This window comes from Limosilactobacillus ingluviei DSM 15946, assembly GCF_001435775.1.
GTDB lineage: Bacteria > Bacillota > Bacilli > Lactobacillales > Lactobacillaceae > Limosilactobacillus > Limosilactobacillus ingluviei.
This window is the reverse complement of record NZ_AZFK01000016.1, coordinates 64,098-83,345: the sequence shown is the minus strand read 5'-3', so window position 1 is coordinate 83,345 and position 19,248 is coordinate 64,098. Positions and strand designations below refer to the sequence as shown.

Here is a 19,248-nt window from a genome sequence, read left to right as displayed (position 1 = left end):
GAACAATAGGCTTTGGCCACACGCAAAAAGCGACGAGCACCGCTCGCCGCTTTTTTTGTTGCTTAAATTACGCTAAGCTTCCTGCTTGTCTCCTACAATCTGCAGTTTAGCTTTCACCGGGACCAAGCGGCCGGGGTTCCCGACCACGGTCCGGTGGGCCGGTACATCATGCAAGACAATCGTCCCCGCCCCTACTTTGGCGCCTTCCCCAATCTTAACGGGGCCCAGCACTTGGGCGTGCGCCCCTAAAAAGACGTGACTGGCCACTTGCGGATGGCGCGGTCCCGGGGTCGGCTGGGCTTTGCTGCTGCCTAAGGTTACACCATGCAAAATCGTGACGTAATCCCCCACAACCGCCGTTTCCCCAATCACCACGCCGTGACCATGATCAATAAAGACGTGGTGGCCAATCGTCGCCGCCGGGTGGATTTCCACCTGGGTAAAAAAGCGGCCCAAACTAGCTACCAGCGCGGCCAGCAGGTGGGCGTGATGTTGGTACAACCAGTGACTGAGCCGATACCACCCTAAGGCGTGAAACCCCGGGTAGGTCAGCAGTACTTCCCAGACGCTTTTGGCGGCGGGATCAAGCTTTTGAATATACTTTGCCGCTTGCCACATTGGTCCTTCCCCCCTAATCGTAAATTCCCTCACTGAGGTAGCGGTCGCTGCCGTCCGGAAAAATCGTGACGATCGTTGCATGGGCCGGCAATTGTTCGGCAACCGCTAAACTGGCTGCCAAAGCGGCACCACTGGAGCTGCCAATTAACAACCCAAGCTCGCGTGCCGCGCGCTTAACTTCGCTAAAGGCCGCGTCATCACTGATGGTTTGAACTTGATCTACGCGAACCTGGTCAAAGAACGGTGGCTGTTGTTCCACCCCAATCCCTTCCGTGCGGTGTGGGTGAGCGGGACCCCCGTTTAAAATCGAACCCGCCGGTTCCACCGCCACGGTATAGACATCAGGCTGGGCCGCTTGTAAGGCTTGCGCCGTGCCAGCAAAGGTCCCGCCCGTGCCTGCGCCGGCGACAAAAGCCGTGATTGGTTCCGCCCCTAAAGCCGCCAGAATTTCTGGTCCTAACGTGCGCTGGTAAGCTGCTGGGTTCAGTGGGTTGTTAAATTGGTTGGGCACATATGAGCCCGGGACTTGGGCCGCTAGTTCGTAAGCTTTTTTCGTCGCCCCGGTCATCCCCAATTCACTAGGGGTATTAATAATTTCAGCCCCCAAGGCCCGCATCAGCGTTTGCTTTTCCTGGCTGAATTTAGCGGGCACCACTAGTTTCAACGGCAAATGATATCGCTGGGCCGCCAGAGCCAAGCCAATCACCGTATTCCCCGCCGTCGGCTCAATAATCGTGGTCTGACCAGGCAGAATGTCTCCCGCAGCAATGCCGCCTTCAATGATCATTTGCCCTAGCCGATCCTTCACGCTCCCCCCAGGATTTAAAAATTCTAATTTCGCTAAAATCCGACTCTGATTGGGGGTCGGGAGCGCTAATTCCAACAACGGGGTCTGCCCAATTAATTCGTGCACGTGGTGGTAAATCATGGTGGTTCTTCCTTTCTTTGACTTAGACACAAAAAGACGCCAATTCCCTGCTTAGAATTGGCGTCTTATCTAATTGACCTGTCTTAATGGGGTGGTCAGCGATTGCTGTCTTTAATCATCAACCATGCCAAAAAAGTGGGTCGCTCGCATAAGACGCGATCCACAACAACACAAGCTCGCCTTGAGTTGCTTAATTGGCATCAGTGATCCTCCCAGTAATTAATTAAAAGTAAGCATACGCGCAAACGGGAAGCGTGTCAACTATTCTTCCGGCCGCGCTTGCAAGTCCGTCCGTACTACCAAGACATCAATCGCCGCGTTGCGCTTAACAAAGGACGTGACTGAGCCCACCATTGCCCGTTGTAAGCGTGACATCCCGCTGGCCCCCATCATGATCAAGTCATTACTGTGATCACGCGGGAAATCAAAGGAAATTACCGTCTTCGGGTTCCCTAACCTGATGTGAATATCCAAGTTTTCAAACCCGTCTTGCTTCGCTTGTTCCAATAAACTTTGTAAGTATTCCTTCGCCTTGTCCACTAATTGGTAAGCAATGCTGCCGTCGGACATGCCAGCAAAGTTGTATGACATCGCCCGGGTATCGATTACGTTCAATAAGTCAATGTGAGCGCCGTTCCGGTTGGCAACTGCAATCGCTTTGCGCAGCGCCATTTCTGCTTGAGCTGACCCATCAACGGGCACGAGGATGTTTTCGTATTCTTGATCCATAATTTTCACTCCATTCACTCAACTCTTGCTTTTATTGTACCATATTTATCCCCAGCTTAACTGAACAAAAAGTGGTGAAAATGTTTTCCATCTTCGGTTGTCGTTGACTTTCCCCCATAAAATGTTCTACAATCGTCCTAGTTTAATTTCATGAACACCGGTTGTCTTTTTGACGTCAAAAGGAGTTTTTGCAATGGATCAAATCGACCGCAAGATCATTAACATGCTTGAGCAAAATGCCCGGGCTTCGCTCAAAGAGTTGTCTGCCGCCTGTTATATCTCATCCCCGGCCATTGCCGCCCGGATTGCAAAATTAGAAAAAGCCGGTATCATTACCGGCTATCACGCCAGCGTAAACTTTGAAAAGCTCGATTACCACGTCAAAGCCTTCATCCAAATCCAACTGGAACCCCGGCAAAAGGGAGAGTTTTACCCCTTTGTCAAAACAGTTCCGAACATCATTGAGTGTAATTGCGTAACTGGCGATTACTCTGAGTTAATGGAAGTTGTCTTTGAATCCACCGCCGCCCTGGACAATTTTATCAATGATCTGCAAAGTCGGTTTGGCAAGACCAGTACCCAAATCGTCTTTTCAACCAGTGTTGATCACCGCGGCATCACCTTCCAAAACGTCGACGATTTGTCCGCCGATGACTTAAAAGACGACGCTCATCACTAAATCCCAAAGCGGGCCAAGCACAGAAATTAGCTTGGCCCGCTTTTACTTACCGCTCACGCTGTCAAGCGGCGCAATTCGTTTCTCACCATCCCGGCGCCAATCAAAGTGATGAGCAGCTCATTGACCGGCATCGCCGCAAAAACCCCGTTCACGCCGCCGAGCCAAGCCAGCAAAACGATCAGGGGCAATAAAATTACATACCCCCGTAAAAAAGACAGCGTAAATGATACTTGCCCGCGGTTGACGGCCGTTAGAAAGATAATCATCAAAATGTTGGCCGCCGCAAAGACGGCACTGGTAAAGTAAATTGGCAACCCCGTCAGCGCATAGTGCAGTAATTGGGGTTGGTGTTCGGTGTTGAACAGCGCCACAATCGGGGCTTTAAAAATAATTAAACCGAGCGTTAAGAGCGCCGCTAACGTGACCGTCAGCTTCAAGCCATGCCAAAACGCCGTAACGGCATTTTGCGGCGCGTGCTTGCCAAATTCGCGGCTGGCAATCGGTTGGACCCCTAGCGCAACCCCATTGGCGGCAGCGAGGGTGATAATCGCCACATTGGCCACCACCCCGTACGCCGCGACCGCGTAGTTTCCCGCCAGCAGCAACAGCATCCAATTAAAAACATAAATGCTGACCCCACTGCTCATTTCATTCATAAAGGGCGCCAGCCCCAACCGCGCCGCCGCTTTCAGGGTCGCCAACTGCGGTTTGACCCAGCGCCAGGTTAATTGGCGGTGTTTGAAGCGGGCATGGCGGCTTAAGACCAACAGGCTGCATAGTGGTGAAAAAATCACCGCCAAGGCCGCCCCCTCCATTTGTAAGCCCAACTTAAAGATAAAGAACCAATCAATCAGCACCACGCACACGGTTTCCGTCAAGGTTGCCATCATCGTTAGACTTGGGTTGCCATCATTGCGAACAAAGTTGATCGTAATGTAATTGCACATGTATAAGGGCGCACTGAAGGCCATAATCCCCACGTAGGTTCGCCCTAAGCCCAGGGTTTGGCTATCCGCCCCCAGCAGGTGCAATAGGGGATCTAAAAACAGCCAAATCAAGCCAATTTCAACCACCCCCAGGCCAAAGGCAAAAATCATCAACTGACTATACGTTGTTTGGACCCGGGCCGGCTCCTTTACCTTATGCAAAGAAAAATAAGTGGCGCCCCCGACACCGAGCAACAGCCCCGTAGCGTTAAAAATATTGTACAGGGGCAGGGCTAAGTTCAAGACCGTCAACCCCAGTGAACCCGCCGCAATTGCAATAAACAAGGTATCAATGAGGACATAAGTTGATAGCCCCACGTTCGCCAAAATATTGCGGATAACGTAGTGATTAATTTCTCGTTTGATTGCCAAAGCTCCGGTCATTTAATCGCCGCCTTCCGTTGCCAGGATCATTTTAAGGTGAGGAATGCCATCTAGCAAAAAGACCTCTGAGACCGCTTTAAACCCAAAGGATTCGTAGAAGTGCCGCAAATAGTTTTGCGCTTCGATCTCAATTAATTTCCCGGGAAATAACCGGTGCGCCCAGTCAATCGTAGCCGCTACCAATTGGCGGCCATACGCGTGCCCCCGGTAGGCTTGGGGCACCAACACCCGGCCAAACGCTGCCCCCGTCGCGGTGGCCATTAACCGGGTATAGCCCACCAAATGGCCGGCGTCATCAAATAAACGCAAGTGATACGCCGTGCCATCCTGCTCGTCAATTTCTTGGTAGGGACAATTTTGTTCAACCACAAAGACTTTGACTCGTTCCCTGGCAATTTGATAAAATTCTGCACTCGTTAATTCTGCTAAGCGTTGAACTTTGACTTCCATTTTTTTGTCGCCTCCTGGTTCTTGTTAAAAAGGCACCCCCGATCTCCCGCATGTCAAACTGACAGGCCCTAGTGGAAGGTCGTTGGTGCCTTGGTGGTTGACTCCCCGGGGGTAAGCCAACCGGCGTAATTAACTTGTCTTTATCCTACTGAAAACGCTGTCTGGTGTCAATCTTTTGCCGCCATTTGCGCCAATAACGCTTCAATTTGATCTAAGCGGTGCGCAAAGACCTGGAGGGCCTCGGTCAAGTATTGCCCGTTGGTAATATCAATGCCAGCGGCCGCTAAAACTTTCGCCGGGGTATCCGAACCACCGGCCGCTAAAAAGGCTAAGTAGCGTTCCTTGGCGCCAGGCTGGCCCGCTAAGACCTGCGCTGCCAAGCTGGTCGAAATTGCCCATGACGTCGCGTATTGGTAAACGTAGTAGTTCATATAGAAGTGTGGTACGTAGGCCCAACTTTGGGTCAAAGTTCCCGCTAATTCCACCGCTGGGCCATAATACTTCTTTAACAACTGTTCATTGAGCGCATCTAAAGCATCCGCCGTTAGGGTCTCGCCCGCTTGTTGTTGCTGGTAAGCTTGGTGTTCAAATTCCGCGAACTGCGTTTGCCGGTAGATCGTCCCAATAAAACCGTCAATGGATTGTTCCAAGACATACAATTGGACTTGCGGGTCGTCACGATACTTTTTCAGCAACCAATCCGTTAAAAGGTGTTCATTAAACGTTGAGGCCACCTCCGCCAAGAAAATCGGCGCATCCGCGTATTCGGACGGTTGGTGGTGCTGACTGAACCACGAGTGCATGGCGTGACCAGACTCGTGAGCTAACACAAAGGTCGAATAGAGCTTATCGGTCCAATTCAATAAAATGAACGGGTTCGCCCGGTAAGCACTGATCTGATAGCCCCCCGAACGCTTCCCCTTATTCTCAGCCACGTCAACCCACCGCTGGCTAAATTCCTGCTTCAGCCCCGCGACGTACTCATCCCCGAGGACACTCATTGCTTGCAACACCATCGCTTGTCCTTCTTGATAGGTGGTTTTCAGTTGGTCACCACCCGCCAAAGGAGTTGGAATATCGTATTGGTAAAACGGGTCTAATCCCAAGATCCGCTTCTTTAAGGCATACCACCGGTGCGCTAAAGCCAAGTGCGCATTCACCGTCTGCACTAACGTATCATACACGGCTTCGTCAATTTGATTGCGCCCCAAAGCCGCCGCCCGGGCCGAAGGGTAGTGGCGCAACTCGGCCAGCGCATTTTGACTGTCCACAAAGTTGTTAAAGGTCGCCGCAAAGGTGTGTCGCAAGGCGTGGTAGGGCTTTTGGTAGGCCAAGGCCGCGGCTTTGCGGACTGTCCGATCGGTCGATTCGGTAAACTGACTCCGGTTTCCGTGGGTCAGTTGTACCAACTGCCCCGCCTCATCGCGAATCTGACCAAAATCCAGGTCCGCGTCATTAAGCGTATTGTAGACTTCGTTGGCTCCATCCAACGCCCGGTTCAACCGCGACAAGAGCCGCTCCTGCTCACCGGCTAAAACGTGGTCCTTTTGCTTGCGCAACGCGGCCAATTGGAAAGCAAATTCCGCCAAGCCGGGCTCAGCGGCTTGCCAAGCGGCCACTTGTTCATCACTGAGTGCAATGATTTCTGGGTCAATAAAGGCCAGGGCCGTTTCAATTTGGGTCGCAGCCTGGGCGGCTTGACCAAATAGCGCCGTGGCCGTGGCATCCGTCGTATCACTATCGCGCCGCAAGAAGGCATAGACATATTCTTGTTCCAACTCTTCATCAATTGTTTTGACGGCTTGTAAAACCTGCAAGAGCTTGGCCGCACTGGTCAATTGCCCCTTCATGGCCGCCAAGGCCTGGGCCCGTTTTTGCGTTGCCTGCAAAGCGCGCTGCATGGCTTCATCACTAGTAAACAGACGGGTTAAATCCCAGGTCAATTCCGTTGGCACTTCGCTGCGTAATGGTAATTTTTCTGTCATGATCTATCCTTTCGCTTCGTGGTAGTGCGCCAAGTAGTGCTCATATTGTTCGCGGTCCAGGGCATGTTCCGATTCACCAATTACCAAGGTGGCAATCGAGTTCCCAACCACGTTGACCGCCGTCCGACCCATGTCAACGAAACGGTCAATGCCGGCAATAAAGGTCAACCCGGCCACCGGCACCCCGATGGTTGAGACGCTGGCTAATAAGACGACAAAGGACGCCCCGGGCACCCCGGCCATCCCCTTTGACGTCACCATCAAAACCAGTAATAAGGTAAACTGGTGCGCCCATGATAAGTGGAGGCCATAAGCTTGGGCTAAGAACAACGCCGCCAGGGATTGATAAATCGCCGACCCATCCAGGTTAAAGGTATAGCCGGTGGGAATCACAAATGAAGTAATCCCCTGGTCGACCCCCATCTTTTGGGTCTTGTCAATCAAGCGGGGCAAGGTTACTTCCGAGCTGGCGGTCGAAAAGGCCAAAATGATTTCATCGGCCACGACCTTCATGGTCTTCCAGTAATGCAAGTGGAAAATTTTGGCCACGATCCCCAAAATGACAACACAGAAAATAATCATCGTCAGGTAGGCGATTAAAATAAAGTACCCTAACGGCAAGAGGGCGCTGACCCCCATTTGGGCAATCGTCATCCCAATCAGTCCAAAGACCCCAATCGGGGCGTATTTCATCACCCAGCTGGTGACCTTAAACATGACTTCTGCCACTGTGTTCAACACATCAATGACGGGCTTGGCTTGCTCGCCAATCGCGGCCAGTCCCAGCCCAAAGAAGACGCTGAAAAAGATCACTGGCATCATATCGCCATCGGCAATCGACTTGAAGATATTAGTTGGAATAATTGCTAATAAAATGTCCCAAAAGCCGGTATGCGAAGCCGTTTTCGCACTGGCCATGTAAGAGGCAATGCTGGTCGATTGCAGTTTGTGAATATCAATAAAGCTACCCGGGTGCGCCAAGTTCCCCACGATCAACCCTAAAATAATCGCAATCGTCGTTAAGACTTCAAAGTAGATCAAGGTCTTACCCCCGATCCGCCCTAACTTTTTAATATCACCAATGTTGGCAATCCCCACCGTTAAACATGAGATCACAATTGGCATGACGATCATTTGAATCATCCGCAAGAAGATCGTCCCTAAACTTTGTAAGACGGTGATCGCAGTGTGGTTCTGATAAAAAATCATCCCCACCACAATCCCCGCCAGTAAACCGATAAAAATCTGCCACCCTAACGACAGGCGGCTGAACCGGTAGTGTTTCATGATCATTCCTCCATCTCATCCATTTATATCTACTTTACCACAATTCGCCAAACGTTTGATAAAAGTTTAAAATCAGCTGTGAAAAGATTGCTGCTTTATCTCACAGTTTTCTAATTTTTGCACACTGATTTCTAGCGGTCTTTTTCCGCCAACCACTTTAATCTGTGGTAGAGTAGACAATGTTAAATTTTATGTTAAGGAAGGTGCGATCCCCATGCAAGCACAACGCCCGGCGGCCGGATGGGCCAACAGCTTCAACGGCCGCTTGGCCTTTTTGGCCCTTTCAATCTTAATCAACAGTTTCTTCAATGCTTTAACGGTCTCTACCCATTTGGGGAGTGCCATTTGGACTGCTTCGGCTGTTAGCTTGAGCGGGTGGCTTCACGTTTCCCTCGGGAATATCCTCTTTTTAGAAGGGGTGATCGTCGCCTTTGTCAATTTACTGTTATTAGGCCGCTTTGACTACTTTCGCTTAGTGCGCAACCTCCTGTTTATTACTCCCTTTTCCTATTTGCTGGCCTTCTTTGAGCGGATCTTTGTTGCCCTGGGCGTTCCGACCTTACCGTTGGGATGGCGGATCGCTTTTGATGTCATTGGTTTGTTTGGGGTAGCGTGTGCCGTTTCGCTTTACCAACGCGCTAATTTAATCATGCACCCCAATGATGACATGCCGTATATTTTGCGCTTCCGCTTTTTACACGGTTCGCCGGTAACTTCCCAGTGGCTCAGTAATGTGCCCCCGCTCGCCTTAGTCCTGCTGGTCTTCGCCTTTACCCACCAGCTCTTTTCCTTCGGCTGGGGCACTTTGTACAATATCTTGACTCAGGGGGCCATTATCGGTTGGGCTGACAAACACTTTTTGCCGATTTTGCACCACCACCTCGACATTAAAAATTAGTTTCCAGTCAACCGGCCGCGCTTTAGCGTGAGCCGATTTTTTACTAGGGTTGCTGGGCTAGCTCACCGTCCTTTCAGTGGACCGGACCAAAAAAATGAGTAAAAATTTTAGTAAAAACCATTGACCAATCTTATGTAAGCGCTTAAGATACTTAAATGTAAACGGTATTTGCGTATTTTGTTTTTTGAGGAGGTACGGATTAATGAGTGATGGCAGCTCAGGCAAGACGATGAGTTCCCGGATCGCGTATTCATTCGGTGCGTTTGGGCACGATATGTTCTACGGGATGCTCTCGACTTACTTTATGATGTTCGTTACTGGACACCTGTTCAGTAGCAATGCCGGGGGTGAAGCGACCCGCATGGTTTACTTCATCTCCATGACGATTATGATCTTACGGATTGTGGAATTGGCAATCGACCCGTTCATTGGGAACGTGATCGATAACACCACCACCAAATGGGGCCACTTTAAGCCTTGGGTTGTTGGTGGTGGGATTGTTTCCGCCGTCGCAATTGCGATTCTGTTTACGGACATGGGGGGCTTGACTTACAAGAACCCATGGCTGTACTTGATTGTCTTTGCAATTCTTTACATTTTGATGGATATCTTCTATTCCTTTAACGATATTGCGTTCTGGGGAATGATTCCGGCCATTTCATTTGACTCCGCTGAACGGGAAAAGACGGCTACCTTCGCCCGGGTTGGTTCCACTTTAGGGGGCCAATTAGTTGGGGTGATCGTGATGCCGATCGTTCTCTTCTTCTCCCTCCAATCCAACGGGGGCTCCGGGGACAGCCGCGGTTGGTTCGCCTTTGCTGCGATCATCGCAACGATTGCGGCCGTAACTTCCATCGGGGTGGGGATCTTCACTCACGAAAAGGACAACGAACTGCGGAAGAACACGGAAAAGACGACCTTCGGGAAGGTGATTGGGGTCTTGATCCACAACGACCAACTGATGGCGATTTCCTTAACTTACGTCCTGTACACGACCGGGATTCAAATTATGAATTCCTTCCAACTGTACTACTTCACCTACATTCTGGGGAAGGCTAGCACCTACACCCTATACGCCTTAATCAACGGGCTGATCGGGGTCGTGACGGTTTCGCTCTTCCCAAGTCTGGCAAAGAAGTTTAGCCGGCGCAAGGTCTTCTTCTACTCCATTTTGGTAATGCTGATTGGGCTGTTGCTCTTCGCCTTTGCCGGCAAGTCCTTACCAATGGTCATCGCCGGTGGGGTCATCTTCATGCTGCCACAACCACTGATCTTCTTGGTTGTTTTGATGATTATTACCGACTCGGTTGAATACGGTCAATTAAAGATCGGTCACCGGGACGAAGGGGTCATCCTGTCTGTCCGGCCGCTGCTCGATAAGTTCGGGGGCGCCGTCGCCGGTGGGGTAGTCGGTGCGACTGCCGCCGCTGCTGGCATGATTTCTGGTCACACCTTTGCCGACATTACTACCCACGGGGTGGTTGTCTTCAAGTCCACGATGTTCTTGGTACCAGCTGCCTTGATGATCCTTGGGGTCTTGGTCTTTGCCCGCAAGGTTAAGCTGGACGAAAAGATGCACGCGGAAATCGTGGAAGAATTGGAAAAGACTTGGCACAAGCACTTGGAAGGCGAAAGCGAAGCAGCCGCGATTGCCGAAACCGACGTGACAACGGTGGCCTTCCAAGCCCCTGTTGATGGTCAAGTGGCCCCATTAAGCTCCGTTTCTGCCCCGGCCTTTGCCAGCGGTGAAATGGGCCAAGGGATTGCCATTAAGCCAGCCGACGGCCAAATCTTCGCCCCATTTGATGGGGAAGTAGTCGCTGACTTCCCAACGACGCGCCACGCGATCGGGTTACGCAGCGAAAACGGAGTCCCGGTCCTGATTCACGTTGGGGTCGACACGATCCAAATGCGGGGTACTGGCTTTATCAGTTACGTTGAAAAGGGCCAACACGTCAAGGCCGGCGACAAGCTGATTGAATTCTGGGCACCTGCAATTACCCAAGCTGGGCATGATGACACGGTCATGATTGCCTTTACCAAGTCGGCTGATACCCCAGCTTACGACTTGCAATTTACCAAGGAAAGTGGCGACGTTAAGCACGGCGAAACCCTGGGAGAAATCAAAAGCAAATAATTAAGCTGACGCACGTTTGATGACAAGACGGATCCGAATAACTACTCGGGTCCGTTTTTTCGAAAGGATGGTTAACCATGAGTATTCACGTCAATGAAGCGACGAACCTGTTCCATTTGCAAACCGCCCATACCAGTTATATTTTTCGGGTTTTGGAAAACGGTGAGCTAGGGCAAATTTACTATGGCGACCGGATCCCGGTCAAAGCCGCCTACCCTAACCTGACCCGGATGGAAGAACACGACTGTACCAACACCTTAAGCGAAGAACAAACCGATTTCCAATTGGAGATGATCAAGCAAGAATACGCCAGCTTTGGGAAGGGGGATTACCGGACCCCAGCTTACCAAATTACCGGGCCAAATGGTTCCCGCATCACCGAATTTGACTACGCCGGCTATGAGCTGAGTGAGGGCAAGGAGCGCTTAGGCGACCTGCCGGCCAGTTTCGACGATGACCATCACGACAGTCAGACGCTGACCGTCAAGCTGGTTGACCACCTTTTACACCTCGAATTAGCCTTGCACTACACCGTCTTTGAACAAGAAGACGTCCTGGTCCGCAGCGCCACCTTCACTAACCACGGCACCCCGGTCTTCATTAACCGGGCGATGAGTGCCCAACTTGACTTACCGGACGCCGATTATGACTTCCTGCAATTCTCGGGCACTTGGAGTCGCGAACGGCACCTCTACCGCAATCACCTGCGGCCCGGCTCCCAAAGTATTGAATCTGCCCGCGGTCACTCCAGCCACCAGGAAAACCCCTTCTTTATCCTGGCCCGGCCGCACACTGATAACAACCACGGGGCCGCTTTTGGCTTTAACTTCATTTATTCTGGCAACTTCAAGGATGAAATTGAAGTCGACCAATTTGACACTACCCGGGTGCTCGTTGGGATCAACCCCCTGGAATTTGGCTGGCACTTAAAGACGGACGCAACTTTCCAAACTCCCGAAGCCGTGCTGACCTACACGTCAAACGGGCTAAACGCCCTCAGTCAACAACTGGGGCGCTTCTATAACCACCACCTCTTAAACCCGCGCTTCGTAAAGCAAGAACGGCCGATCCTGATTAACAACTGGGAAGCTACCTTCATGGACTTTACTGAAGATAAACTGATGCCAATTGTCAAGCGGGCCAAGGAACTGGGGATTGAAATGTTTGTCCTTGACGATGGTTGGTTTGGCCACCGCGATGATGACCACACCAGCTTAGGCGACTGGTTTACTGATGAAAAGAAATTTAACCACGGCATCGGCGGTTTTGCCCAACGCGTGCACGACTTGGGCCTGAAGTTTGGGTTGTGGTTTGAACCCGAAATGATTTCCTTAGACAGTCAACTGCACACCGACCACCCTGATTGGATGATTGCTACGCCAAACCGCACGGCGACCCCGGCCCGCCACCAATTTGTCCTCGACATGAGCCGGCCAGAAGTCGTCGATTACCTGGTCGCCAAGATCAGTGCTGTGATTGAAGCCACCCAATTGGATTACATCAAGTGGGACATGAACCGCAGCATCACCGAAATGTACGGCGCCGCCCTACCCGCCGACCAACAGCTGGAATTTGCCCACCGTTACATCCTCGGTGTCTACCAACTCTACGCCCGGTTGACGACGGCTTACCCGAACGTCCTCTTCGAATCCTGTGCTTCGGGTGGTGGGCGCTTTGACCTCGGGATGATGTACTATGCGCCCCAAGCCTGGGCCAGTGATGACACCGACGCCATCGAACGGATCAAGATCCAAGATGGGACCTCCTATGGTTACACCCAAAACATGTGGGGGGCGCACGTCTCAGCCGTTCCAAATGATCAAGTCGCCCGGGTAACCTCCATTGATACCCGCGCCAAGGTGGCTTACTTTGGTGACTTTGGTTACGAACTGGATATTACCAAGCTCAGTGCGGCCGAGCAAGCGACGATCAAGGATCAGGTCGCCTTTTACAAGCAACACCGGGCCCTCTTCCAATTTGGGACCTTCTACCGTTTGGAAACGCCGGATACCAGCGCGAACGTTTATGGTTGGGAAGTCGTGAACGATGACCAAACCGAAGCGATTGGGGCCCGCTTCCAAATCCTCAACGAAGCCAACCCTGGCTACATTCGCTACTACTTCAAGGGCTTGGCACCAGAAAAGACCTACCAAGTCAATGACGATCCGGAAACTTACTCCGGGGCCGAATTAATGAACGCCGGCTACTTTGTGGCCCGGGTCATGGACCGGACCCAACCCGAAAAGGATCCGGCCGACTTCTACGCCCACCTCTTCGTGGTTAAAGCCGTTGATTAGGGCGTTAATCTAACAAAAACAGCAGGTAATCAGATCAGTGGTTACCTGCTGTTTTTACATCTTCCAATAACTAAAGGGGGGTGGGAAGCAAAATAACATTTGCTTTCCACCCCTTTAGCATTAGCGAATTTTTAACTATAATTTGGCACTTTGCCGTTGGGTTAACAAGGTCCCCACCACAACCCGCTGCGGGGCCAAATTCGCCACCGTCAGGCGTTGTTGTAACAACGCGACCCCCATTGCGGCCATTTGTTCCGTTGGCACCCGGATCGCCGTCAGCGGCGGGTACAAGTAGCGCGCCATGCTGGTATCATTGAAGCTGATAATCGCCATTTCCGCTGGCACAGCCACCCCAGCTTCGTGCAGAGCCCGCAACGCCCCCGCCGCCATCACGTCGTTAGCAATCAAAACGGCTTGCGGCCGTTTAGCGACCGGTAAGGCTAGTAAGGCCTGCATTTGCGCGTAGCCACTCTTTTCAGAATAATCGCCGACTTTCAGCCAAGCGGGGACAAATTGCGCCCCCATCGCCGCTTGAAAGGCACTGGCCCGCGGGTCAGCGACTGGGCGCCCATCAGTGGTTGATTCCTGGCCCGCAATCATCCCGACCCGCCGGTATTTGGCCAACAAGGCCTGAGTGGCCTGGGTAATTCCGCCTTCAAAATCCGGGACGACACAATCATAGCCTTGGGCTAAGACGTCACCGTCAATCACCACCAACTCCCGACTGACCGCGCTGAGTTGTTTGAGTTGGGCGGGACTATACTTGCCAATGGCAATAATCCCCGCCGTATCCTTGGGGATCTGGGCCAAGTTATTGGCAAAAACCGTTTCAGTTACCAAGCCCGCCGCCTGGGCTTCTTTTTCCACGTTGATCCGAATGTTCAGGTAGTACAAGTCGGTCAGCTCTTGCAGCTCCGGATACCACTGCACGATCACAATCTTATGCCGGGCGGCCGTATCGCGACGACGACGCTTGGTATAGGACAGTTCTTCGGCAATTGTCAGGATTTTTTTCCTGGTCTCATCGCTCACTGCTAACTGCGGATCATCATTGAGGACCCGCGAAACCGTTGCTAACGAGACTCCCGCTCGCTTTGCAATGTCCCTTAACGTTACTGCCATCCGTCTTGCACCTCCCCAAAAAGTTTAACGTTCTTATTGTCTTACAAGACTACAAGTTTTGCAAGAACCGCCGCCAGCCGGCTTCCCCCGCTGGATCATTCTTGAAGACCCCCGCATCCGCTAAGACATCGCTAAAGACTTGTGCGACTTCTTCGTGCAGGACCTGATCGACATTTTCCACCGTAATTGCGCGTCGGGCGGCCACTTCCTTGGCCCACGGCAAATGAGCAGCGGCAATTTGGTTCGGGGCGTTCAGCCAGAATTGCTTCACTTCGTGCAGTTCGTCCTTCAGCCGGGCCGGTAAGATGGCCCGCCCCATCACTTCAATCAAGCCAATGTTTTCTTTCTTGATGTGCCAAAGTTTCTGGTGGGGGTGGAAGATCCCCAGTGGGTACTGGTCGGTCGTATTATTATCACGTAAGACCAGATCTAAGACATACTCCGCGCCTTCCCGGTGCATGATTGGCGTTACGGTGTGATGACGCGTACCCGCCGCATCAACGGCTTGAATTTGCAAGCTGGCGTCATCATAGTGGTTCCATACGGCCATAATGTGCGTCCCCAGTTGAATCAACTGATTGGTGTCTTCACTGCGCAAGCGAATGTCGCTCATTGGCCAGTCCACAACCCCCGCCTGAACCGCTGGATAGGCCGGGAAAGCCAGTTCCTGCTTGATCTTCGCCTTCATCATTGGGAAAACGTGGCGGCCGCCTTGGTAGTGTTCGTGGGCCAACATTGAGCCCCCTACAATTGGCAAATCGGCGTTGCTGCCCACAAAATAGTGGGGGAACTGCCGCTCAATTTCCACCAGGTTGATCAAGGTCTGCTGATCAATTTTCATCGGTTCGTGCTTGGTGTCTAAGAAAATACAGTGTTCATTAAAGTACGCATATGGTGAATATTGCATCCCCCACGAATGGCCGCCAACGTTTAGCCGGATAATCCGGTGATTGCTCCGGGCCGCCTGCCCCAAGCGACCCAAGTAGCCTTCATTTTCTAAGCACAGCGCGCATTGCGGGTATTTTTTCGCCGTATCATGGGCGGCCGCCGCAATTGCCTTCGGGTCCTTTTCCGGTTTGGACAGGTTGATCGTAATTTCCAGCTCGTTGCCGTCGGCCACCGTCTCCGTAAAGGCCACGTTCTTTTGAATCGCGTCAACTTTGACGTAATCATTGCTGGTACATAACTGGTAGAACCAATCAGTGGCCGCCGCTGGCGCGACCGTGTGCTTTTGCCAAAAAGCGTGGTTGACCGCACTCGGGGTCGGGGTCATCAAGTCATAGAGCTGATCATTCAAGATTTCCCGCGCCGTCTGCCCGTCTTCAATCTTGCCCCGTTGAACCGCTAATTCGACCAGCTGCGGCACCAGCTTACCGGCTTTAGCGGGTACATCTTCATCCCCGACCAGGGCCCGAATCTTATTTTCAACATAAACTTGGTCTAAGGGTTCAAAGGCCCCGGCTTCAATTGTCGCTTGTGCATATGCTTTAATTACACCCATGATACTTCCCTCTCTTATTCAGTTTGCGCCTTAAGCTAAAATGGCGCCCTAACCGCCAGCGGCGCTAAGGCGTCATCTATTTGCATGCAATTTCTTAATTTACCAATGGCCGTTAGTCATTTTACAGCTTGTGTGGCCCATCCACGATTTCAGCATCGTAGAAGCTAGCAGCATAGCCCACCTTGGCTTCGTAGATCTTGCCGACTTGTTCCTTCAAGTTTTCCGCTTGATCCTTCTTAACGATCGCGATGGCACTGCCGGCAAAGCCGCCCCCGATCATCCGGGCCCCTAAAACACCTGGTTGTTGCCAAGCAGCTTCGGCTAAGGTGTCTAATTCCATCCCGGAAACTTCGTAATCAAAGTGCAGGGAAACGTGCGAAGCGTTGATTAAGCGGCCTAACTTTGCCAGGTCGCCGGCTTGCATGGCTTCGGTCGCCTTGACCGTTCGTTCATTTTCAAAGACCGCGTGCCGCGCCCGCCGCAGTAAAACATCATCATTGATGAGGTAGGAGTATTCGTCAAAGGTTTCGGCATCCAATTCCCCCAGGGTTTGGATGTCGAGCTTTTGTTGCAGCCGCTTAACGGCTTCTTGACATTGAGCCACCCGTTCGTTATAAGCTGAACCAGCCAGGGAGTGCTTCTTATTGGTACTCATGATCACGATTTCGTAATCACCCAGTTCCAATGGCATGTACTTGTATTCCAGGGTGTTGCAGTCTAAGAAGATGGCATTGTCCTTCTTCCCCATCCCCACGGCAAACTGGTCCATGATCCCGGAGTTCAAGCCCACAAAGTCATTTTCCGTCTTTTGACCCAACTTAACCAAGTCCACTTGGTCAATTGTCAGGTTAAATTCTTCCTTTAAGACTTCCCCCATCAGCATTTCAATCGAAGCCGACGAAGATAACCCGGCCCCGTACGGCAGATTCCCGTGTACCAAAAGGTTAAAACCATGACCAATTTGGTGTCCCGCTTGCTTTAAGTAAACCAACATCCCCTTGAAGTAGTTGGCCCATTGCTTGTCGTCATCAGTTTCTGGTTGGTCGTCATCAAGCTTGAAGCTGACTACTTTGCCATCCATGTTCAACGAGGCCAAGTGCACTTCGTCGTCATCCCGGGGTCCGTAGGCCGCAAAAGTACCTAAGCTGATGGCACACGGGAAGACCCGGCCCCCGTTATAATCAGTGTGTTCCCCGATTACATTGATCCGACCGGGGGAGAAAAAGACATCCTGTCCCGCCGTGTGAAAGGTTGCTTCATAGCTTTGCAGCAGTTCTTCCTTCTTCATGACATAACCTCCAAAAATCTCCTGGTGAGTTTTAATAAAACTTTACTAAAATTAATGGTACACTGCTTTCTCCGCCCGGTCAAGGTAGCGCTTACATTTTTTGAAAAAATTTCGCGCCACCCATTGCCGGACCGGTCTTTTCGATATAATAAAGGAAAGGAAGGTAAACATTATGCAAATCATTTCCCCCACTAAGTTGATGACCGCCACCAGCCCCGGCAGCCGGTGGCAACTGCTAGCGGGGTGCTTAACCACCCCTTTGCTGGGCCAAACACTGACCTTTACGCTTTCCGCCAGTCCCTTTCTGATTATCCATGCCCCCAATCGGGCCCATCCGCATAGTCCGGCGCAATCCTGGGCCGTGCGGATCAACCACGGGCCGTGGCAACGGTTTGTAGCTGGGGCGCCCGTCACTTTCGCCCTGCCAGCTGTAGCGCACGTCACGTTAATGACCGCCGGCAACTGTGATTTAGACCAAGTCTGGGCTGGCCACCAAGGCTTTGCCTTGCAAGCCCTGGCTTGTGCTGAGCACGCTCAATGGTCACCCCAGCCCCCGGCCCCGGTCGCAACCATCATCGGCGATTCAATTACCGCCGGCTGTTGGGTGGCCGGAAAACACGCCAGCGCTGATTACCGGGCCGAAAGCAACTATGTCGGAGTGGCCAGCGACTTATTGCACCAACCGCTCAACCGAATTGCTTATTCGGCCGCTGGGTTTGTCCGTCCCGGGACCGGGGGCGTCCCACCAGCTTTGGCGTGGCTTACGCAAACCGATGCGACACACTTGGCGCCCGCAATTCAGACCCCGTGGCTGATTGTGGCCCTCGGGGTTAACGACCGTCGCTACCCGCGCCGCCAAGTCCAACAAGCCATGGCAACTTACTTCCGGCAACTTGCCACCGTTACCACGAGCCAGATTGCGCTGATGATTCCTTTTACCCAAACTTGGGCCCCCGAACTCCGCGCTTTTGGGCAACAATTCCACTGGCCGGTAATCGAAACGGCAGCCTGGTCCGCTAGCACGATTGATGGTCTGCACCCTGACCAAGCCGGTTCCCTGACTTTAGGGCACCATTTTGCTCACGCCTTACAGCGGTTGGTACAAGTCGCTCCTAACTAACTACCAGAAATTTCCGGCAACTTATAATCAAACGCGTATAATAAACTTTAGAAAGGGTGTGAGAAAATGAAAATTACAGTCCCTCTAACGGATGGCTTTTTACCCGCCCGCTTTACCAAGCACGCTGACGCAACCGATTTTTTGGCAGGAGTTCCGGTCCGCTCGTTTCCGATTACAATCACTGAGGCGCCAACCGCTACCCAAGCGTTTGCCCTCAGCTTAATCGATTTTGATGCCACGCCCGTCTGTGGTTTTCCTTGGGTCCACTGGTTAGCGGCCAACCTGCCCGCGACTTGGCTGACCATTCCGGAAACTGCCAGCCGAGAGCCGAAGTTGGCCGCCCAGTTCATCCAAGGCAAGAACAGCAATGCCAATGCCTTTGCGCCCCGGCCAACGAGCGTGACGACCGGTTATACCGGCCCACAGCCCCCGGATAAAGCCCACGCCTATACGTTAACGGTGTACGCCCTCGATGAGCAGCTACAGTTGGCCCCAGGCTTTTGGTTAAACGACCTGCGGCGCGCCCTGCGCGGCCACGTGTTGGCCAAAGCCCAACTCGAGTTACCCTGCCAAGTTTAACAGAAAGGAATGATTTGATGGATAACCGAATTTTCTTTAACCCTGGTGATTCAATCGCCAACATCAACGATTACAATGAAGCGGTCCGCAAAGGCCAAATCTTCAAAAAAGAACAACACACTGACGACCTGGTTATCGCCAAGGGCCCCGGCGACGAAGAATATGCCATCTTCTACGCTAAGGATGCCCTGCCGGCCGACCACCACGCCTCTCAACCTTATGATGTCCAACAAAAGCTCTAAAAAAACGGCGCGAAACTC

At 52.1% G+C, this 19,248-nt stretch carries 17 protein-coding genes; 7 read left to right on the top strand and 10 right to left on the bottom strand.

What is annotated here, in order from left to right; genetic code table 11:
- Positions 1–72: 72 nt before the first annotated feature.
- From epsC to FC43_RS02810, 3 genes are all read right to left on the bottom strand, one after another.
- Positions 73–618: a serine O-acetyltransferase EpsC gene (gene epsC / locus FC43_RS02820; protein ID WP_019206317.1), complete on the bottom strand. Its 546-nt coding sequence runs from the start codon at positions 616–618 to the stop codon at positions 73–75.
- A gap of 13 nt (positions 619–631) precedes the next feature.
- Positions 632–1,546: a PLP-dependent cysteine synthase family protein gene (locus FC43_RS02815; protein ID WP_056953915.1), complete on the bottom strand. Its 915-nt coding sequence runs from the start codon at positions 1,544–1,546 to the stop codon at positions 632–634.
- Positions 1,547–1,807: 261 nt separating this feature from the next.
- Positions 1,808–2,275 (bottom strand): universal stress protein, encoded by a 468-nt coding sequence (locus FC43_RS02810; protein ID WP_019206315.1) that lies wholly within the window; start codon positions 2,273–2,275, stop codon positions 1,808–1,810.
- Positions 2,276–2,468: 193 nt separating this feature from the next.
- On the opposite strand from FC43_RS02810, the gene FC43_RS02805 reads away from it, so the two are divergent.
- Positions 2,469–2,954 carry an Lrp/AsnC family transcriptional regulator gene (locus FC43_RS02805; protein WP_019206314.1) on the top strand — a complete coding sequence of 162 codons (486 nt, stop codon included), beginning with the start codon at positions 2,469–2,471 and terminating at the stop codon, positions 2,952–2,954.
- 53 nt (positions 2,955–3,007) lie between these two features.
- Here the strand turns inward: FC43_RS02805 and FC43_RS02800 are convergent, their stop codons facing one another.
- The 4 genes from FC43_RS02800 to FC43_RS02785 form a co-directional block, all read right to left on the bottom strand.
- Complete coding sequence (locus FC43_RS02800) at positions 3,008–4,324, bottom strand: MATE family efflux transporter (protein ID WP_056953913.1); 1,317 nt, start codon at positions 4,322–4,324, stop codon at positions 3,008–3,010.
- The gene (locus FC43_RS02795) at positions 4,325–4,774 is read right to left on the bottom strand and encodes a GNAT family N-acetyltransferase (RefSeq protein WP_019206312.1); all 450 of its coding nucleotides are present in this window, start codon (positions 4,772–4,774) and stop codon (positions 4,325–4,327) included.
- Positions 4,775–4,941: 167 nt separating this feature from the next.
- A complete protein-coding gene (pepF, locus tag FC43_RS02790) occupies positions 4,942–6,759 on the bottom strand; it encodes an oligoendopeptidase F (RefSeq protein ID WP_056953911.1) in 1,818 nt (605 codons plus the stop codon).
- Between the two features lie 3 nt (positions 6,760–6,762).
- Positions 6,763–8,046 (bottom strand): dicarboxylate/amino acid:cation symporter, encoded by a 1,284-nt coding sequence (locus FC43_RS02785; RefSeq protein WP_019206310.1) that lies wholly within the window; start codon positions 8,044–8,046, stop codon positions 6,763–6,765.
- A 214-nt stretch (positions 8,047–8,260) separates the two neighbouring features.
- Here FC43_RS02785 and FC43_RS02780 point away from each other — a divergent pair, with 214 nt between their 5' ends.
- The 3 genes from FC43_RS02780 (at position 8,261) to FC43_RS02770 (ending at position 13,378) form a co-directional block, all read left to right on the top strand.
- Complete coding sequence (locus FC43_RS02780; protein WP_056953909.1) at positions 8,261–8,944, top strand: DUF6198 family protein; 684 nt, start codon at positions 8,261–8,263, stop codon at positions 8,942–8,944.
- Between the two features lie 202 nt (positions 8,945–9,146).
- On the top strand, positions 9,147–11,081 hold the full coding sequence (locus FC43_RS02775; protein ID WP_056953908.1) for a sugar MFS transporter: 1,935 nt from the start codon (positions 9,147–9,149) through the stop codon (positions 11,079–11,081).
- 77 nt (positions 11,082–11,158) lie between these two features.
- On the top strand, positions 11,159–13,378 hold the full coding sequence (locus FC43_RS02770) for an alpha-galactosidase (protein ID WP_056953906.1): 2,220 nt from the start codon (positions 11,159–11,161) through the stop codon (positions 13,376–13,378).
- Positions 13,379–13,513: 135 nt separating this feature from the next.
- Here FC43_RS02770 and FC43_RS02765 read toward each other — a convergent pair whose 3' ends face one another.
- From FC43_RS02765 to FC43_RS02755, 3 genes are all read right to left on the bottom strand, one after another.
- A complete protein-coding gene (locus tag FC43_RS02765; protein ID WP_056953904.1) occupies positions 13,514–14,500 on the bottom strand; it encodes a LacI family DNA-binding transcriptional regulator in 987 nt (328 codons plus the stop codon).
- Positions 14,501–14,549: 49 nt separating this feature from the next.
- Positions 14,550–16,001, bottom strand: coding sequence for a UDP-glucose--hexose-1-phosphate uridylyltransferase (locus FC43_RS02760; protein WP_056953902.1), 1,452 nt, complete (start codon positions 15,999–16,001; stop codon positions 14,550–14,552).
- A gap of 121 nt (positions 16,002–16,122) precedes the next feature.
- Entirely contained in the window at positions 16,123–17,289 is a 1,167-nt protein-coding gene (locus FC43_RS02755; protein WP_056953900.1) for a galactokinase, read from the bottom strand.
- Between the two features lie 172 nt (positions 17,290–17,461).
- Between FC43_RS02755 and FC43_RS02750 the strand changes: the two genes are divergently transcribed.
- The 3 genes from FC43_RS02750 to FC43_RS02740 all read left to right on the top strand — a co-directional run bounded on the left by FC43_RS02750 (position 17,462) and on the right by FC43_RS02740 (position 19,230).
- A complete protein-coding gene (locus FC43_RS02750; RefSeq protein WP_056953898.1) occupies positions 17,462–18,409 on the top strand; it encodes an SGNH/GDSL hydrolase family protein in 948 nt (315 codons plus the stop codon).
- 66 nt (positions 18,410–18,475) lie between these two features.
- The gene (locus FC43_RS02745) at positions 18,476–18,988 is read left to right on the top strand and encodes a YbhB/YbcL family Raf kinase inhibitor-like protein (protein ID WP_056953896.1); all 513 of its coding nucleotides are present in this window, start codon (positions 18,476–18,478) and stop codon (positions 18,986–18,988) included.
- Between the two features lie 17 nt (positions 18,989–19,005).
- Entirely contained in the window at positions 19,006–19,230 is a 225-nt protein-coding gene (locus FC43_RS02740; RefSeq protein ID WP_056953894.1) for a hypothetical protein, read from the top strand.
- Positions 19,231–19,248 lie beyond the last annotated feature (18 nt).

Coding starts and splice junctions, on each gene's coding strand:
- FC43_RS02770 (WP_056953906.1), top strand. CDS start 11,159: ATGAGTATTCACGTCAATGAAGCGACGAACCTGTTCCATTTGCAAACC.
- FC43_RS02760 (WP_056953902.1), bottom strand. CDS start 16,001: ATGGGTGTAATTAAAGCATATGCACAAGCGACAATTGAAGCCGGGGCC.
- FC43_RS02810 (WP_019206315.1), bottom strand. CDS start 2,275: ATGGATCAAGAATACGAAAACATCCTCGTGCCCGTTGATGGGTCAGCT.
- FC43_RS02800 (WP_056953913.1), bottom strand. CDS start 4,324: ATGACCGGAGCTTTGGCAATCAAACGAGAAATTAATCACTACGTTATC.
- FC43_RS02815 (WP_056953915.1), bottom strand. CDS start 1,546: ATGATTTACCACCACGTGCACGAATTAATTGGGCAGACCCCGTTGTTG.
- FC43_RS02795 (WP_019206312.1), bottom strand. CDS start 4,774: ATGGAAGTCAAAGTTCAACGCTTAGCAGAATTAACGAGTGCAGAATTT.
- FC43_RS02780 (WP_056953909.1), top strand. CDS start 8,261: ATGCAAGCACAACGCCCGGCGGCCGGATGGGCCAACAGCTTCAACGGC.
- FC43_RS02775 (WP_056953908.1), top strand. CDS start 9,147: ATGAGTGATGGCAGCTCAGGCAAGACGATGAGTTCCCGGATCGCGTAT.
- FC43_RS02745 (WP_056953896.1), top strand. CDS start 18,476: ATGAAAATTACAGTCCCTCTAACGGATGGCTTTTTACCCGCCCGCTTT.
- FC43_RS02785 (WP_019206310.1), bottom strand. CDS start 8,046: ATGAAACACTACCGGTTCAGCCGCCTGTCGTTAGGGTGGCAGATTTTT.
- FC43_RS02750 (WP_056953898.1), top strand. CDS start 17,462: ATGCAAATCATTTCCCCCACTAAGTTGATGACCGCCACCAGCCCCGGC.
- FC43_RS02755 (WP_056953900.1), bottom strand. CDS start 17,289: ATGAAGAAGGAAGAACTGCTGCAAAGCTATGAAGCAACCTTTCACACG.
- pepF (WP_056953911.1), bottom strand. CDS start 6,759: ATGACAGAAAAATTACCATTACGCAGCGAAGTGCCAACGGAATTGACC.
- FC43_RS02765 (WP_056953904.1), bottom strand. CDS start 14,500: ATGGCAGTAACGTTAAGGGACATTGCAAAGCGAGCGGGAGTCTCGTTA.
- epsC (WP_019206317.1), bottom strand. CDS start 618: ATGTGGCAAGCGGCAAAGTATATTCAAAAGCTTGATCCCGCCGCCAAA.
- FC43_RS02740 (WP_056953894.1), top strand. CDS start 19,006: ATGGATAACCGAATTTTCTTTAACCCTGGTGATTCAATCGCCAACATC.
- FC43_RS02805 (WP_019206314.1), top strand. CDS start 2,469: ATGGATCAAATCGACCGCAAGATCATTAACATGCTTGAGCAAAATGCC.